13 protein-coding genes are annotated in these 14,556 nt (G+C 72.6%); 9 read left to right on the top strand and 4 right to left on the bottom strand.

Annotated elements, in window-relative coordinates:
• Positions 1-18: 18 nt before the first annotated feature.
• A complete protein-coding gene (locus ACQEVB_RS04910; protein WP_432965615.1) occupies positions 19-669 on the bottom strand; it encodes a response regulator in 651 nt (216 codons plus the stop codon).
• Positions 666-1,871, bottom strand: coding sequence for a sensor histidine kinase (locus ACQEVB_RS04905; RefSeq protein WP_432965612.1), 1,206 nt, complete (start codon positions 1,869-1,871; stop codon positions 666-668). Before ACQEVB_RS04905 ends, ACQEVB_RS04910 begins: the two co-directional genes overlap by 4 nt.
• 144 nt (positions 1,872-2,015) lie before the next feature.
• Here ACQEVB_RS04905 and ACQEVB_RS04900 point away from each other — a divergent pair, with 144 nt between their 5' ends.
• Positions 2,016-2,222 carry a hypothetical protein gene (locus ACQEVB_RS04900; RefSeq protein ID WP_432965609.1) on the top strand — a complete coding sequence of 69 codons (207 nt, stop codon included), beginning with the start codon at positions 2,016-2,018 and terminating at the stop codon, positions 2,220-2,222.
• Here ACQEVB_RS04900 and ACQEVB_RS04895 read toward each other — a convergent pair.
• Positions 2,219-3,610, bottom strand: coding sequence for a WS/DGAT/MGAT family O-acyltransferase (locus ACQEVB_RS04895; RefSeq protein ID WP_432965606.1), 1,392 nt, complete (start codon positions 3,608-3,610; stop codon positions 2,219-2,221). The two genes, ACQEVB_RS04900 and ACQEVB_RS04895, sit on opposite strands and share 4 nt — an antisense overlap.
• A gap of 287 nt (positions 3,611-3,897) precedes the next feature.
• Between ACQEVB_RS04895 and ACQEVB_RS04890 the strand changes: the two genes are divergently transcribed.
• Complete coding sequence (locus ACQEVB_RS04890) at positions 3,898-4,683, top strand: alpha/beta fold hydrolase (RefSeq protein ID WP_432965604.1); 786 nt, start codon at positions 3,898-3,900, stop codon at positions 4,681-4,683.
• On the opposite strand, the gene ACQEVB_RS04885 is transcribed toward ACQEVB_RS04890, so the two are convergent.
• Positions 4,658-5,416 carry a TetR/AcrR family transcriptional regulator gene (locus ACQEVB_RS04885; protein WP_432965601.1) on the bottom strand — a complete coding sequence of 253 codons (759 nt, stop codon included), beginning with the start codon at positions 5,414-5,416 and terminating at the stop codon, positions 4,658-4,660. The two genes, ACQEVB_RS04890 and ACQEVB_RS04885, sit on opposite strands and share 26 nt — an antisense overlap.
• Positions 5,417-5,516: 100 nt before the next feature.
• On the opposite strand from ACQEVB_RS04885, the gene ACQEVB_RS04880 reads away from it, so the two are divergent.
• From ACQEVB_RS04880 to ACQEVB_RS04850, 7 genes are all read left to right on the top strand, one after another.
• Positions 5,517-6,713: an FAD-dependent monooxygenase gene (locus ACQEVB_RS04880; protein ID WP_432965598.1), complete on the top strand. Its 1,197-nt coding sequence runs from the start codon at positions 5,517-5,519 to the stop codon at positions 6,711-6,713.
• A 10-nt stretch (positions 6,714-6,723) separates the two neighbouring features.
• Positions 6,724-8,514, top strand: a complete 1,791-nt coding sequence (metG, locus tag ACQEVB_RS04875; protein WP_432965595.1) for a methionine--tRNA ligase — start codon at positions 6,724-6,726, stop codon at positions 8,512-8,514.
• Positions 8,515-8,602: 88 nt separating this feature from the next.
• Positions 8,603-9,448 (top strand): TatD family hydrolase, encoded by an 846-nt coding sequence (locus ACQEVB_RS04870; protein WP_432965592.1) that lies wholly within the window; start codon positions 8,603-8,605, stop codon positions 9,446-9,448.
• A 175-nt stretch (positions 9,449-9,623) separates the two neighbouring features.
• Positions 9,624-11,285 carry a transglycosylase family protein gene (locus tag ACQEVB_RS04865; RefSeq protein WP_432965589.1) on the top strand — a complete coding sequence of 554 codons (1,662 nt, stop codon included), beginning with the start codon at positions 9,624-9,626 and terminating at the stop codon, positions 11,283-11,285.
• A gap of 122 nt (positions 11,286-11,407) precedes the next feature.
• Positions 11,408-12,262 (top strand): 16S rRNA (adenine(1518)-N(6)/adenine(1519)-N(6))-dimethyltransferase RsmA, encoded by an 855-nt coding sequence (gene rsmA / locus ACQEVB_RS04860; protein WP_432965586.1) that lies wholly within the window; start codon positions 11,408-11,410, stop codon positions 12,260-12,262.
• A gap of 259 nt (positions 12,263-12,521) precedes the next feature.
• Positions 12,522-13,082, top strand: a complete 561-nt coding sequence (locus ACQEVB_RS04855) for a PadR family transcriptional regulator (RefSeq protein ID WP_432965583.1) — start codon at positions 12,522-12,524, stop codon at positions 13,080-13,082.
• The gene (locus tag ACQEVB_RS04850; RefSeq protein ID WP_432965580.1) at positions 13,064-14,545 is read left to right on the top strand and encodes a DHA2 family efflux MFS transporter permease subunit; all 1,482 of its coding nucleotides are present in this window, start codon (positions 13,064-13,066) and stop codon (positions 14,543-14,545) included. Before ACQEVB_RS04855 ends, ACQEVB_RS04850 begins: the two co-directional genes overlap by 19 nt.
• The last annotated feature ends 11 nt before the right edge of the window (positions 14,546-14,556 follow it).

Here is a 14,556-nt window from a genome sequence, read left to right as displayed (position 1 = left end):
CCGGTCGACCGGCCGCACTCATCGGTCCGGGACGAGTCCCGCATCCTGCGCGGCGATCGCCGCCTGCACCCGGGAGCGCAGGCCGAGCTTCGTCAGCACCCGCGACACGTGCGTCTTCGTGGTGGCCTCGGTGATCACCAGCTCGGCGGCGATCTCCGCGTTGGACAGTCCGCGGCCGAGGCAGCCGAGCACGTCCAGCTCGCGGGGGGTGAGCTCGTCCAGGCCGGTGGGCCGCTCGACGCGGCGCGCGGGCCGGCCGAGCCGCGCGATCACCCGCCGGGTGATCTCCGGGGCCAGGACGCCGTCGCCACGGGCCACCGCCCGCACGGCGTCGAGCAGCGCCGGCGCCTCGACCGACTTCAGCAGGAACCCCGCGGCGCCCGCCGCCAGCGCGGCGTCGACGTAGTCGTCGAGGTCGAAGGTGGTGAGCACCAGGACGTCGCAGTCGCCGGCGGCCACCACCCGCCGGGTCGCCTCGATACCGTCGATGCCGGGCATGCGGATGTCCATCAGGACGACGTCGGGGCGGTGCTGTGCGGCCAGCGCGACGGCCGCGAGGCCGTCACCGGCCTGGGCGACGACCTCGACGTCCGGCGCCGAGTCGAGGATCATCGCCAGGCCGGCGCGGATCGCGGCCTGGTCGTCGGCGACGAGCACGCGGATCGTCACGACGTGCTCCCGACCGGCGCCGGGACGGGCAGCACGGCTCGCAACCGCCAGCGGTCGCCGTCCGCCCCTGCCGTGATGCTGCCGCCGACGGCGCCCGCCCGCTCCTGCAGACCGAGCAGGCCCGTGCCGGTGCCGCCGCCCGGCGGGGCGCCCGCCACCAGCGGGTTCGTGACCTCGACGGTCAGCCGGCCGTCGTCCTGCGCGAGCGTCAGCGTCACCGCGCTGCCGGGCGCGTGCTTGGCCGCGTTGGTCAGCGCCTCCTGGACGATGCGGTAGGCGGCGAGGTCGGTCGCCGCGGGAACGAGATCGGCAGGGTCGCGGCGGTCCGAGACCGTGACGTCCAGCCCGGTGGCCCGGGCCGTGGCCAGCAGCTCGTCGACGCGGTCGAGCCCGGCCGGGGCGGTGCGCGGATCGGTGTCGCCGGAGCCGTCCGCCCGCAGGAGCCCGATCATCGTGCGCATCTCCCCGAGCGAGGCGACGCTGTCGCGGCGCACCGACGCGAGCACCGTCCGCAGGGTCGCCGGGTCGGCGTCCGGGATCGACAGCACCGCCTCGGACTGGATCGCGATGGCCGACAGCTGGCCGGCGATGACGTCATGCAGGTCGCGCGCCATGCGCGCGCGTTCAGCGGCGACGGCGGCGGCGCGGGACATGGCGGCGAGCCGGTTCGCCTGCTCGGCGCGGGCACGCTCGGCGTCGGCGATCTCGGCGTGCCAGCGCACCTCCATCCCCCAGAACACCGGGACCGCCAGCAACATCCCCAGGTTGAGCAGCGAGACCACCGCGGCACGTCCGCCCTCGTCGGCGAGGCTGACGAGCGCGACGAGCAGCGTGACCGCGGCGGCCAGCCCGGACACCGTCCACGCGGCGCGGCGGGATCCCAGCAGCACCGCTGAGTACAGGGCGTCGGCGAAGCACAGCACCACCCCGAGGGCGGTGTGGCCGGTGCCGACCACCCCGACGAGCAGCACGCCGGTCGTGACGGACAGGCTCACCAGCGGGTGCCGCGAGCGCAGCACGAGAGCGAGGCTCGCGACGGTGATGGTCAGCGCCGTGGCGGTCGGCCCGACGTCGACCGGGTGCGGCCACCAGCTGATCGAGATCTCCGGGACCACCAGCCAGAGCACCAGGCCCAGTACCAGGAAGGCCGCGGCGCGCAGCAGGTCGTCGAGCCACCGCCGCCCGGTCACCCCTCCGCTCACGAGCCCATCTCAGCACGTCGGCGGCGTTGCCGCGTCGATCGAAGGTCGTACGCACGGGTGGTGGAGATCGGTCCATCGCCCGACGCGGTGGCCACCCGACCCCCGGCACGCTCGTCCCGACACGCAGAACGAAGGGACGCGGGGATGCTGGAGATACTGGGGATCGTCATGGTCGTGCAGGGTGTGGGCGGCGCGATCAACAACATCGTGGGGGGAAAGCCGAGCTGGTTCCTGGTGAACCACCTGCCGTTCCTGCACGGGCTCGAGCTCCCGGCGAGCATCGTCCTCGCCGTCGTGGGCGGCGCGCTCACGATCGTGGGGGAACGGGCGCGCAAGGCCAGACGCGTCTAGTCGACGAGCACTTCCTTCTCCAGCTCGGCGAGGCTCTCCTCCAGGTAGCCGAGCAGCCGCTGCAGGTGCGGCACGCTGCGCCGGCACCCGGTCAGGCCGAAGTCCATGGAGCCCGCGTAGCTGGTGACGGTGATGTTGAGCGCCTGGTTCTCGAACGGGATCGAGACGGGGTAGCTGCCGACCAGCTCGGCACCGTTCCAGTAGAGCGTCCGGCGCGGGCCGGGGACGTTCGAGATGAACAGGTTGAACGTCGGCGCGACGACGTGGCTGGACCCCGGCAGCACGTTGATCAGCATCGGCACCAGCGCCTGCGTGGCGGCCAGCATCTGCACCTGCACGGGGGAGAGCCCGGACAGCTCCTGCTTGGTCTCCGTCATCGTCCGGTTGATCGACACCAGCCGGGCGACGGGATCGGCCAGGTCGGAGGCCAGCGGGCACAGCACCATGCCGATGGAGTTGCCGCCGGCCGCGCCCGCGCCCTCGGCGCGCACGGACACCGGCACCGCGGCCACCAGCGAGCGGTCCGGCAGCTGCTGGTGCTCGGCCAGGTAGCGGCGCAGGGCGCCGGAGCACATCGCGAGCACGACGTCGTTGAGCGTGGCCCCCACGGCCTGGCCGACCGCGCGCAGCCGCTCGATCGGCCACGAGTCGGCGGCGAACCGGCGCCCGCCGGTGATCGGCACGTTCAGCATCGTGGCCGGCGCCTGGAACGGCAGCCCTGCCGAGTCGCGGCGCACCGCCTTCCCGGCCAGGCGGGTCGCCGCCCCGGCCACGCCGGCGACGTCGCGCACCGCCGCCGGGACCGCCTTCGCCGCGGTCGTCAGCAGCTCGGTGATGCCCTGCGAGACCCCGCCGGTGGACGGGCGGCCGCCGGGCCGCTTCGCCCACACCGGCGGGATGCCGCGCACGTCGGGATCGGTCGACATCGTGCCGTCCAGCAGCGCCATCGCGGCCACGCCGTCGACGACGGAGTGGTGCACCTTCGTGTAGGTGGCGAACCGGTCGCCCTCCAGCCCGTCGATGAGCGTGAACTCCCACAATGCGCGGTGCCGGTCCAGCAGCGTGCCGTGCAGCCGCGACACCAGCTCCAGCAGCTGCCGGACCTTGCCCGGCTGCGGCAGCGCCGACAGCCGGACGTGGTACTCCAGGTCGATGTCGCGGTCGTCGGTCCACCACAGCTGCCCGAGGCTGCTGACGGGGTCGGCGGGGCGGCGGCGCAGGAGCTTCCGCACGTCGGTGTGGGTGAGCAGTTCGCGGAACAGCTCACCCACGTAGTCCGGGCCGGCGTCCGCCGGTTTCTTGAACAGCTGCAGCCCGCCCACGTGCATCGGATGCTCCCGCGACTCGCCGATGAGGAACATCGAGTCGGCCGGCAGCATCACGGGCATGGAGGACCTCCTCGGCGGCGGAAGGTCAGCTTAGAGCTCCGGCTGAGTGGGTGGCCCCGTTTCAAGCGGCTTTGGAGTAGTGAGGAGCTCCGGTTCGGCGCATCGGCGCCTGTTTCATGATCGACACGGGTGAGATGAACGTGGTGGGGGTTCAGGAGCCTGCTGAGGCGGTGGAAGCTCCCGGATCTGATGAACGGACGAAGTTCGCACTTCGCCGATGAGATCGTCGGTGTGGCTCGGTCTATCTGCTGACCGAACCACTGACGAGGGAATCGAGGAGAGCAGTCATGGGCACCAGCGGGTACGCCGACGTCAACGGCCTGCGGATGTACTACGAGGTGCACGGAGAGGGCGGCACGCCGCTGCTGCTTCTGCACGGCGGGCTGTTCGACATCGACCAGCAGTTCGGCGCGCTGATCCCCGAGCTGGCGAAAGGTCGGCAGGTGATCGCCGCGGACTTCCAGGGCCACGGCCGGACGAACGACATCGACCGGCCGCTCGGCACGGAGGCGCTCGCGTCCGACGTCGTCGGCCTGCTGGCGCACCTGGGCGTGGCGCAGGTCGACGTGTGCGGGTACAGCGTCGGGGGTGCTGTGGCGCTGTACCTGACGATCAAGCACCCGGAGCTGGTCCGGCGGGCCGTGATCTCGTCGGTCTCCTTCCGCTCGGAGGGGGAGCGGGGCGAGTTCGAGGCGGCCGGCGAGATGTCGGTCGACATGATCGCCGGCACGCCGATGGAGCAGGCGTACCTGGCGAAGTCGCCGCACCCCGACAAGGAGCACCTGCAGACCCTGCTGAACAAGCTCAGCGGCTACGTCAAGGGCCCCGACTGGACGGATGACGACATCCGCGGGATCGCCGCGCCCACCCTGATGACCGTCGGCGACTGCGACGCGGTGAAGCTGGAGCACGCCGTCCGGTTCCTGCAGCTGCGTGGCGGCGACGTCAACGGCGACTTCGTCGGGGTGCCCGCGTCGCAGCTGGCGGTGTTCCCCGGCACCACGCACTTCTTCGGGTACGCGCGGACGGACCGCGTGGTCGACGCGATCACGACGTTCCTGGACAGCGACTGATCAACGCTGCGATCCCGTCGAGCAGGACGGTCAGCCCGAAGTCGAACCGCTGCTGCGGGCTGTCCTCCTCCTCGGCCACCCCGGCGGCGAACACGGCCGCGACGTGCGGGAAGCGTTGGGGCGTGACCAGCTTCGCCATCAGCTGCCCGTAGGCGGCCATCGCCTCCTCGTCGGAGCTGCCGGCCGCGGCCTGCGCTGCCGCGATGTCGCTCGTCGTCGTCGCCTCGGTGCGGACGAACCCCGCGAGCAGCATCACCACCTCGACCTGCCGCCCGGGTGACAGCCCGGTGCCCGCCAGCACCGCGAGCGCGGCCTCCATCCACGCGAGCTGGTTCGGGGTCGCCGGTGGTCCGGCGATCGGCATCCGCAGGGCCCACGCGTTCGCCGTCGAGACCTCGAACAGCTGCTCGGCCCACCGGGTGAGCCCGGCCCGCCAGTCCTCCTCGGGCACTGGCGCGGGCGGCTGCGCGTCGTAGGCCGCCTCCATCATCAGGACGAGCAGCTCGTCCTTGGCGCCGACGTGGCGGTAGAGCGACATCGTGCCGACGCCGAGCTCCTTCGCGACACGGCCCATCGACACCGCGGCGAGGCCTTCCGCAGCGGCGATCCGGACGGCCGCCTCGACGATCCGGTCGACGGAGAGGCCGGGTTTCGGACCCTTCGTGGGCCGGTCGCGCAGCCCCCACGCGATCTCGACGCTCTGCGGCAGGACCCCGGAGTTCTGCACTGCCATCGCTTCCTCCTCGGTGGGTGTTGACGCCGACCCTACGTACTGCGTATAACTTACGCAACAAAGCGTAAGGCATACGCAGTACTGACCCGAGGAGCTTCCGATGACCACCACCGTCCTCATCTCCGGCGCCGGCATCGCGGGCCCCGCGCTCGCCTACTGGCTGCGCCGCCACGGCTTCACCCCGACCGTCGTCGAGCGGGCCGCAGCCCCGCGCACCGGCGGCTACAAGATCGACCTGCGCGGTGCCGCGGTCGAGGTCGCCGAGCGGATGGGCATCCTCGAGACGGTCCGCGAGAACGAGGCCGGCATGCGGACGATGTCGTTCGTCGACGCCACCGGTCGTCGGGTCGCCGAGCTCCCGTCCGACCTGTTCATGGGGCGCGGCGCGGAGGACGTCGAGATCATGCGCGGCAAGCTGGCGCAGATCCTCGTCGACGCGACCGGCGACGTCGAGTACCTGCTCGGCGACGCGATCACCGCGCTGGTCGAGACCGACGCCGGCGTCGAGGTCACCTTCGAGCACGCCCCGGCGCGCACGTTCGACCTCGCCGTCGGCGCCGACGGGCTGCACTCCCGGGTCCGCGCGCTCGCGTTCGGGGCGGAGGAGCAGTACCTGCACGACCTCGGGCACGGCGTCGCGATCTACCGCGTGCCCAACCACCTCGGCCTCGACCGGGAGGAACTGCTGTACTCGACGGTCGGACGCACCGTGAGCGCGTACAGCGAGGCCGGCAGCACCGACGCGGCCGCGATGTTCCTGTTCCCCGCTCCGGACGGCCTGCCCGCGGACCGCCGCGCGTTCCTCACCGAGACGTTCACCGGCGCCGGTTGGGAGACCGACCGGCTGCTCGCCGGCGCCGACGCCGCACCCGACTTCTACGCCGACTCCGTCAGCCAGGTGCGCATGGAGTCGTGGTCGCGCGGGCGGGTGGCGCTGGTCGGCGACGCCGCGTACTGCCCGAGCCTCGCCTCCGGGCAGGGCACGAGCCTCGCGCTCGTCGGCGCGTACGTGCTGGCCGGGGAGCTGGCCGCCGCCGGAGGGGACCACGCGGCCGCGTTCGCGGCCTACGAGCAGCGCATGCGCGCGTTCGTGGAGGTCAACCAGAAGCTGGGGAGCGACGGCATCAAGCGCATGGTGCCGACGTCGAAGCTGCAGGTCCGGCTGGGCATGGTCGTCATGCGGCTGCTGCCGAAGCTGCCCGGGCGCGAGCGGCTCGTCGAGAAGATGACGGGGCCGATCCACGACGCCGCGACGGCCATCGACCTGCCCGTCTACTCCGTTGCAGGCTGTCTCTAGGCTGGTCACCATGAGTTCCCGCGTGCTGACCGCCGTGGCGTGGCCCTACGCCAACGGACCGCGGCACATCGGCCACGTCTCCGGTTTCGGTGTGCCCTCCGACGTCTTCTCCCGGTACCGGCGGATGATCGGCGACCAGGTCCTGATGGTCAGCGGCACCGACGAGCACGGCACCCCGATCCAGGTGCAGGCCGAGGCGGAGGGGCTCACCGCGCGGCAGCTCGCCGACAAGTACAACCGCGTGATCGTCGAGGACCTGCAGGGCCTCGGGCTGAACTACGACCTGTTCACCCGCACCACGACCTCGAACCACTACGAGGTCACCCAGCAGATGTTCCTCGCGCTGCACAAGAACGGGTACGTCGTGCCGCGCACGCAGATGGGCGCGATCAGCCCGTCCACCGGCCGCACGCTGCCCGACCGCTACATCGAGGGCACCTGTCCGATCTGCGGGTACGCGCACGCGCGCGGCGACCAGTGCGACAACTGCGGCAACCAGCTCGACCCGGCCGACCTGATCAACCCGAAGTCCCGGATCAACGGCGAGACGCCGCAGTTCGTCGAGACCGAGCACTTCTTCCTCGACCTGCCGGCGTTCGCCGAGTCGCTGGGCTCGTGGCTGCAGACGCGCACCGACTGGCGGCCGAACGTGCTCAAGTTCGCCACCAACCTGGTGAACGACCTGAAGCCGCGCGCGATCACCCGCGACCTCGACTGGGGCGTGCCGATCCCGCTCGACGGCTGGCGCGACCAGCCGATGAAGCGCCTGTACGTGTGGTTCGACGCCGTGATCGGCTACCTGTCGGCGTCCGTGGAGTGGGCGCGCCGCGGGCCGGACCCGGACGCGTGGAAGCAGTGGTGGTGCGACCCGGCCGCCCAGGGCTTCTACTTCATGGGCAAGGACAACATCGTCTTCCACTCCGTGATCTGGCCGGCGCTGCTGCTCGGGCAGAACGGCGCGGGCGACCGCGGCGGCGAACCGGGCGCCTTCGGCACCCTGAACCTGCCGAACGAGATCGTCTCGTCGGAGTACCTGACGATGAGCGGGTCCAAGTTCTCCACCAGCCGCGGCACCGTCATCTACGTGGGCGACTTCCTGCGCGAGTTCGGCCCCGACGCGCTGCGCTACTTCATCTCCGTCGCCGGCCCGGAGAACCAGGACACCGACTTCACGTGGGAGGAGTTCGTGCGCCGCACGAACTTCGAGCTGGCCAACGAGTGGGGCAACCTCGTCAACCGCTCGATCTCCATGGCCCACAAGAACGTCGGCGCGATCCCGAAGCCCGTCGCTCCGGCGGACGCCGACGCCGTCCTGCTGGAGACCTCGCGCGCCGCGTTCGCGACCGTCGGCGAGCTGCTCGGGCACAGCAAGTTCAAGCAGGCCGCCACCGAGGCCATGCGGGTGGTGACCGCCGCGAACCGCTACCTGTCCGACCAGGAGCCGTGGAAGCGGAAGGACGACCCCGACCGCCGTGACTCGATCCTGCACACCGCGCTGCAGGTCGTGCAGGACGCGAACACGCTGCTCACCCCGTTCCTGCCGCACGCGGCGCAGCAGGTGCACGAGGCGCTGGGCGGCAGCGGGGTGTGGGCGGCGCAGCCGGAGATCCGCGAGGTCGACGACCTGGGCGACGGCCCCGCGTACCCGGTGCTGACCGGCGACTACGCCGCGGAGGCCGCGCGCTGGGAGTCCACGCCCATCGAGGTGGGCCGGCCGCTGCAGAAGCCCACGCCGATCATCGCGAAGCTGGCCCCGGAGCTGGGGGAGACGGGCCCGGAGTGGGCCCCGATCCAGAAGTGAGGCGGCAGGTTGTGTCGGTGATCAAGGGCAAAATGTCGTTCATCGATCTTGTTCAGCGACCTTTTGCCCTTGATCGCCGAGCCCCCGCGTGACCGCGTACGGGCGGGGCGAACCGCCACCTCCTCCTGAGCCGCTCGACACCCCGACCGTCGACGCGCACACCCACCTGGACGCCACCGGTGCCACCGACGCCGAGGGCGTGCGGGCGGCGATGGACCGCGCGGCGAAGGTCGGGATCATCGGCGCGGTCACGGTCGCCGACGACCTGGCGTCCGCCCGCTGGGTCGTCCAGGCCGCGCACTGGGACGAGCGCGTGGTCGCCGCCGTCGCCCTGCACCCCACGCGCACCGCCGGCATCGGCGACGCCGAGCACGCCGAGATCGCCGCCCTGGCCGCGGATCCGCGCGTCGTCGCCGTCGGCGAGACCGGGCTCGACTACTACTGGGACTACTCCCCGCCCGCCGACCAGCAGGCGTCGTTCCGCCGGCACATCGAGCTGGCGAAGCGGCTGGGCAAGCCGCTGATGATCCACGACCGGGACGCCCACGACGACGTCCTGCGCATCCTCGACGAGGAGGGCGCGCCGGAGACGGTGGTCTTCCACTGCTTCTCCGGCGACGCCGCCATGGCGCGGACCTGCGTCGACGCCGGGTACGTGCTGTCGTTCGCCGGACCCGTCACGTTCAAGAACTCCCATGCGCTGCAGGAGGCCGCGGTGCTCGTGCCGGACGGGCAGTTCCTCGTCGAGACCGACGCCCCGTTCCTCACCCCGCACCCGCACCGCGGGAAGGCGAACGAGCCGTACTGCCTGCCGTGGACGGTGCGCGCGCTCGCCGCGCTGCGCGGTACGACCGCCGACGCGGTGGCCGACTCCACCCGCCGAACGGCCCAACGCGTCTTCGGTTCGGCTGCGCTGTCCGTCACCATGGAGTGAATCCGGTGCTCGTTCGGCCCAGCCAGTGGGCCGTTCGGCGACCGCGGTGTGTCATTGCGTGATCACGCTCGTCACTACCCGTTACGGTTCCGTGATCGCTCAGCCGGGGCGGGGAGCGCTCCCCCTCTGATCCACCGCACCTCCCCGCCCCGGATCCGACGAGGTCAGGACACGCGTGGTCGACGTCTCCGCGCGCGCCCGGCGACATGAGGCGCGCATCAGGCTCGCGCCGGCACCGGTGCCGGCCGGCTCCGTCGTGCCCGCCGACGACCCCGACCGGACCAACGCGCTGCCCGTCCTGCCCGGCGGTGACCTCTTCGCCCCGTCCGACCGCACCGGCGTATACCAGGCGTGGGACGTGCGCCTGCCGGAGATCGACGCGCACGTCCCCGGGGCGCAGTTCTTCGCGCCCACCGAGCGGACCGTCGCGCTGCCGTCGGTGGGCCCGGCGGACCGCACCACCGGGCTGCCGGTGCACGACCCGCCCGGTGTCGACCCCTCGGCGGAGACGGGCGAGATCCCGACCATCCTCGACGAGCCGGAGACCGGCCCGATCGCCGTCGTCGACCTCGCGCCGCCCACCGCGCCGTTCGCGGCGCCGCTGCCCGTCGTCGAGGAACCCGCGCCGGCGATCGTTCCGGCGCCGGAGCCGGCCGCCCCGGTACCGCAGTCGGCCCCGACCGGTCGTCGCGCCGCCCGGCGGCTCGCCGAGCAGGCCGAGGCCGAGAAGCCGCGACGGTGGCTGCAGCTCGTCGTGATCGCCGTGGTGCTGGCGCTCGCGGGCGGCAGCGCGGCCGCGCTGGTGGCCGACAAGACGATCACCGTGACCGTCGACGGCGTCGACCGCGTCGTGCACACCTACGGGAAGGACGTGGCCGCCGCGCTGGCGTCCGCGGGCCTGCGGCCGGCTCCGCAGGACCGCGTCGAGCCCGCCATGCCCAACGAGATCGCCACCGGTGACCACGTGATCGTCCACCAGGCCCGGCGCCTCACGCTGCAGGAGGGCGGCGGCACGCGGGACGTGTGGACCACCGCCGGAACCGTCGGCGAGGCGCTCGCCGGCCTCGGCGTCGACGCGCAGCCGATCCAGATGTCGACCTCGCCCGACACCGTCGTCCCGCTGGACGGGCTGTCCATCACCTTGCGCGTGCCGCGGCCCGCCACCCTCACCGACGGCACCGGCGCGCCGGTGCAGGTCACCACCGAGTCGGGCACGGTCGCGGGACTCCTCGCCGAGCACGGCATCACCCTCGGCGTCGACGACGTCGCGATCCCGGGGCCCGACACCCCGCTCACGCCGGGCACGTCCGTCCAGGTCGTCCGCAACGGCGTCGGCGAGATCGTGGAGATCCAGCAGATCGCGCCGCCGGAGGAGGTGCGGGAGGACGACACCCTGCCCCGCGGCAAGAAGGTCGTCGTCGACCCCGGCAAGCCCGGCGAACGGACGGCGATCATGCGCGTCCACGTGCAGAACGGGCAGGAGGTCGGCCGCGAGCAGGTCCGCGCCGGCGCACTGACCCTGCCCACGCCGCGCGTCGTCCGGCTCGGCACCAACGACTCGCTCAAGGCCCCGTTCGTCGAGGACGGCAGCGTGTGGGACCGTCTCGCGCACTGTGAGGCCACCGGCAACTGGGCGATCAACACCGGCAACGGTTACTACGGCGGCCTCCAGTTCGACGCCGGCACGTGGCGGGCCTTCGGCGGCACCGACTACGCGCCGCTGCCGCACCAGGCCACCCGCGAGGAGCAGATCGCCATCGCCACGAAGGTGCGCGACGCCCGCGGCGGCTACGGCGCCTGGCCGGCCTGCTCGGCGAAGCTGGGCCTGCCCCGGTAGCCCGTCGCTCACGCACACGCTCGCGCGCCGGCGCATACGTTCGGACGTGTGCGTGGCCACTCCACGGTGTGCGTGAACGACCCCGTGCGGGGTTGCTGCGCCCGGCCGGGCAGGCTTGTCGCGTGACGTCGCGGCTGCTGGGACCCGTCGAGGTGCGCGGGCTGGCTGCCGAGCTGGGGCTGCGGCCGACGAAGAAGCTCGGGCAGAACTTCGTGCACGACCCCAACACGGTGCGGCGCATCGTGTGGGCGGCCGGGCTCGCCGACGACGACGTGGTGCTGGAGGTCGGGCCGGGGCTCGGGTCGCTCACGCTCGCGCTGTTGCCCGCCGCGGCCGCGGTGCACGCCGTCGAGATCGACCCGGTGCTCGCGGAGCGGCTGCCGCGCACGGTGGCCGAGCGGGCGCCGGAGCTGGCCGACCGGCTCGTCGTCACACCCGCGGACGCGCTGCGCGTGCGCGCCGCCGACCTCGTCGGGCCGCCGCCGACCGCGCTGGTCGCGAACCTGCCGTACAACGTGGCCGTCCCGGTCGTGCTGCACCTGCTGGCCGAGCTGCCGGGGCTGCGGCGCGGGCTCGTGATGGTGCAGCTGGAAGTGGCGGAGCGGCTCGCCGCAGAGCCCGGCAGCCGCACGTACGGGGCGCCGAGCGCGAAGCTGGCGTGGTTCGCGGCGGCGCGGCGGGCGGGGCCGGTGCCGCGGGCGGTGTTCTGGCCGGTGCCGGGCGTCGACTCGGGCCTGCTGGCGTTCGAGCGGCGGGAGCCGCCGCCCGGTCCGTCCCGCGACGAGGTGTTCGCCGTCGTCGACGCCGCGTTCGCGCAGCGACGCAAGGCGCTGCGCGGCGCCCTGGCCGGGTGGGCGGGCTCGCCGGCCGCCGCCGAGGAGGCCCTGCGCGCCGCCGGGGTGCCCCCCACCGAGCGCGCGGAGCAACTGGACATCGGGGCGTTCGCGCGGATAGCGGCGGCTCGGGCGCCTCGTTGATCATGGCCAAACCGTTGCTCCGGACGATCGAACGGCGACGGTTCACCCATGATCAGCGCGCCTCGCCCGGCCCCGGCGGCTGGGTCGGTTCGGTGATCAAGGGCAAAAGGTCGCGCCCGAAGATCGACTGACGACAGTTTGCCCTTGATCACCGACAAGCCCCCGCCCACCTGTGGGCTGCGCCACCTTGCGCTCACGCCGACTTCCACGCGTAATATTCCGCGTGGAATAACCCGCGCCGAACATCGGAGCCCGAGCCGTGCTGACCCCCCTCGCGACGAGCATGCTCGCGATGCTGTGCGAGCAGCCGATGCACTGCTACGAGATGTACCGGCTGATGCTGCGGCGGCACGAGGACCGCATCGTCAAGATCAAGCCGGGGTCGCTCTACCACACGATGGACCGCCTGGCGGCCGCCGGAATGGTGGTCGCCACCGGAACGGACCGTGCGGGGGCGCGCCCCGAGCGCACCACCTACGCGATCACGCCGGCCGGCCGGGAGGCGATGACGGGGTGGGTGCGGGGTGTGCTCGCCGAGCCCGTCAACGAGTATCCGCGGCTACCCGTGGCGCTGGGGGAGGCGCACAACCTGCCCGTCGACGAGGTCGTCGGGCTGCTGCACGAGCGGATCGCCCGGCTCGAGGCCCTGCTCGCCACGGACGAGGTCCTCGTCGCCGAGGCGTACGAGTGCGGAGTGGCCGAGGCGCACATCCTGGACGCGCACTTCCAGATCGACATGACCCGGGCCGAGCTGGGCTGGCTGAACCGCCTGCTGGACCGGTTGGAGAGCAAGGAGTTGACATGGTCGACGGATCGGTGAGCGACGCGGAGCGGAGCCCGTGGCCCGCGCTGTGGGCGCTGGTCATCGGGTTCTTCATGATCCTCGTCGACGTGACGATCGTGTCGATCGCGACGCCGGCGATCATGGGCGACCTGCACGCCGACGTGGACTCGGTGGTGTGGGTGACGAGCGGGTACCTGCTCTCGTACGCCGTCCCGCTGCTGATCACCGGCCGGATGGGTGACCGCTACGGCCCGCGCCGGGTGTACCTGGTCGGGCTGGCGATCTTCACCCTCGCGTCGCTGTGGTGCGGGCTCACCGGCTCGATCGGCGGCCTGATCGCGGCGCGGGTGGTGCAGGGCCTCGGGGCGTCGCTGATGACGCCGCAGACCATGGCCGTGATCAACCGGACGTTCCCGGTCGAGTCGCGGGGCGGCGCGATGAGCCTGTGGGGTGCGACGGCCGGGGTCGCCACGCTGGTCGGCCCCCTGCTCGGCGGCCTGCTCGTCGACGCGTTCGGCTGGGAGTGGATCTTCTTCGTCAACGTGCCGGTCGGCGTGATCGGGCTGGTGGCCGCGTGGCGGCTGGTGCCTGATCTGCCCACCCACGTGCACCGCTTCGACTGGGTCGGTGTCGCTCTCTCGGCCGTCGGGATGTTCCTGCTGGTCTTCGGCATCCAGGAGGGCCAGGCCTTCCAGTGGAACGGCGCGATCTGGGCGATGATCGCCGCCGGCGTGGTCGTGATGGGCGGGTTCCTGTTCTGGCAGCGCCGCAGCCCCGAGCCGTTGATCTCGCTGGACCTGTTCCGCGACCGCAACTTCAGCCTCTCCAACGTCGCGATCACCACGGTCGGCTTCGGGATCACGGCGATGGCGTTCCCCCTGACGTTCTTCGCGCAAGGCGTGCTCGGCCTGTCCCCGACGGGAGCCGCGCTGCTCACCGCGCCGATGTCGATCGTGTCCGGGCTGCTCGCGCCGGTGGTCGGACGGCTGATCGACCGCGTCCACCCGCGCTGGATCGCGGGCTCGGGGATGCTCGCCATGCCCGTGTCGCTGTTCTGGCTGTCCGCGATCATGGGCCCGGACACGCCGATCTGGGAGGTCGTCCTGCCGACGATCCTGCTCGGCGTCGCCAGCGCGTTCGTGTGGGCGCCGCTGGCCACCACCGCCACCCGCAACCTGCCGCCGCGGTACGCCGGGGCCGGCGCGGGCGTCTACAACACGACGCGCCAGATCGGGTCGGTGCTGGGCAGCGCCGCCATCGCCGTGCTGATCGCGTCCCAGCTCGCGGCCAACCTGCCCGGGGTCTCGGGCGGGGGCGCCGAGACCGGGGTCGCGCACCTGCCGGTCGCGCTGCACGCCGGGTTCGCGACGGCGATGTCGCACGCCGTCCTGCTGCCGGCCGCTGTGCTGCTGATCGGCTTCGCGGCGGCCGCGGCGTTCCAGCTGCCCACCGCGCTGGCCCGCCGCTCGTCCCAGCAGGTGGACGCGGGGGTCGCCTGACCTCCGTCGCC

Source organism: Pseudonocardia sp. CA-107938 (assembly GCF_050936315.1).
GTDB lineage: Bacteria > Actinomycetota > Actinomycetes > Mycobacteriales > Pseudonocardiaceae > Pseudonocardia.
This window is presented reverse-complemented; position numbering and strand designations above follow the sequence as displayed.

Excerpts from the sequence above, each read along its gene's own strand:
- ACQEVB_RS04900 (WP_432965609.1), top strand. The coding sequence starts at position 2,016 with ATGCTGGAGATACTGGGGATCGTCATGGTCGTGCAGGGTGTGGGCGGC.
- ACQEVB_RS04895 (WP_432965606.1), bottom strand. The coding sequence starts at position 3,610 with ATGCCCGTGATGCTGCCGGCCGACTCGATGTTCCTCATCGGCGAGTCG.
- ACQEVB_RS04890 (WP_432965604.1), top strand. The coding sequence starts at position 3,898 with ATGGGCACCAGCGGGTACGCCGACGTCAACGGCCTGCGGATGTACTAC.
- ACQEVB_RS04885 (WP_432965601.1), bottom strand. The coding sequence starts at position 5,416 with ATGGCAGTGCAGAACTCCGGGGTCCTGCCGCAGAGCGTCGAGATCGCG.
- ACQEVB_RS04880 (WP_432965598.1), top strand. The coding sequence starts at position 5,517 with ATGACCACCACCGTCCTCATCTCCGGCGCCGGCATCGCGGGCCCCGCG.
- metG (WP_432965595.1), top strand. The coding sequence starts at position 6,724 with ATGAGTTCCCGCGTGCTGACCGCCGTGGCGTGGCCCTACGCCAACGGA.
- ACQEVB_RS04850 (WP_432965580.1), top strand. The coding sequence starts at position 13,064 with ATGGTCGACGGATCGGTGAGCGACGCGGAGCGGAGCCCGTGGCCCGCG.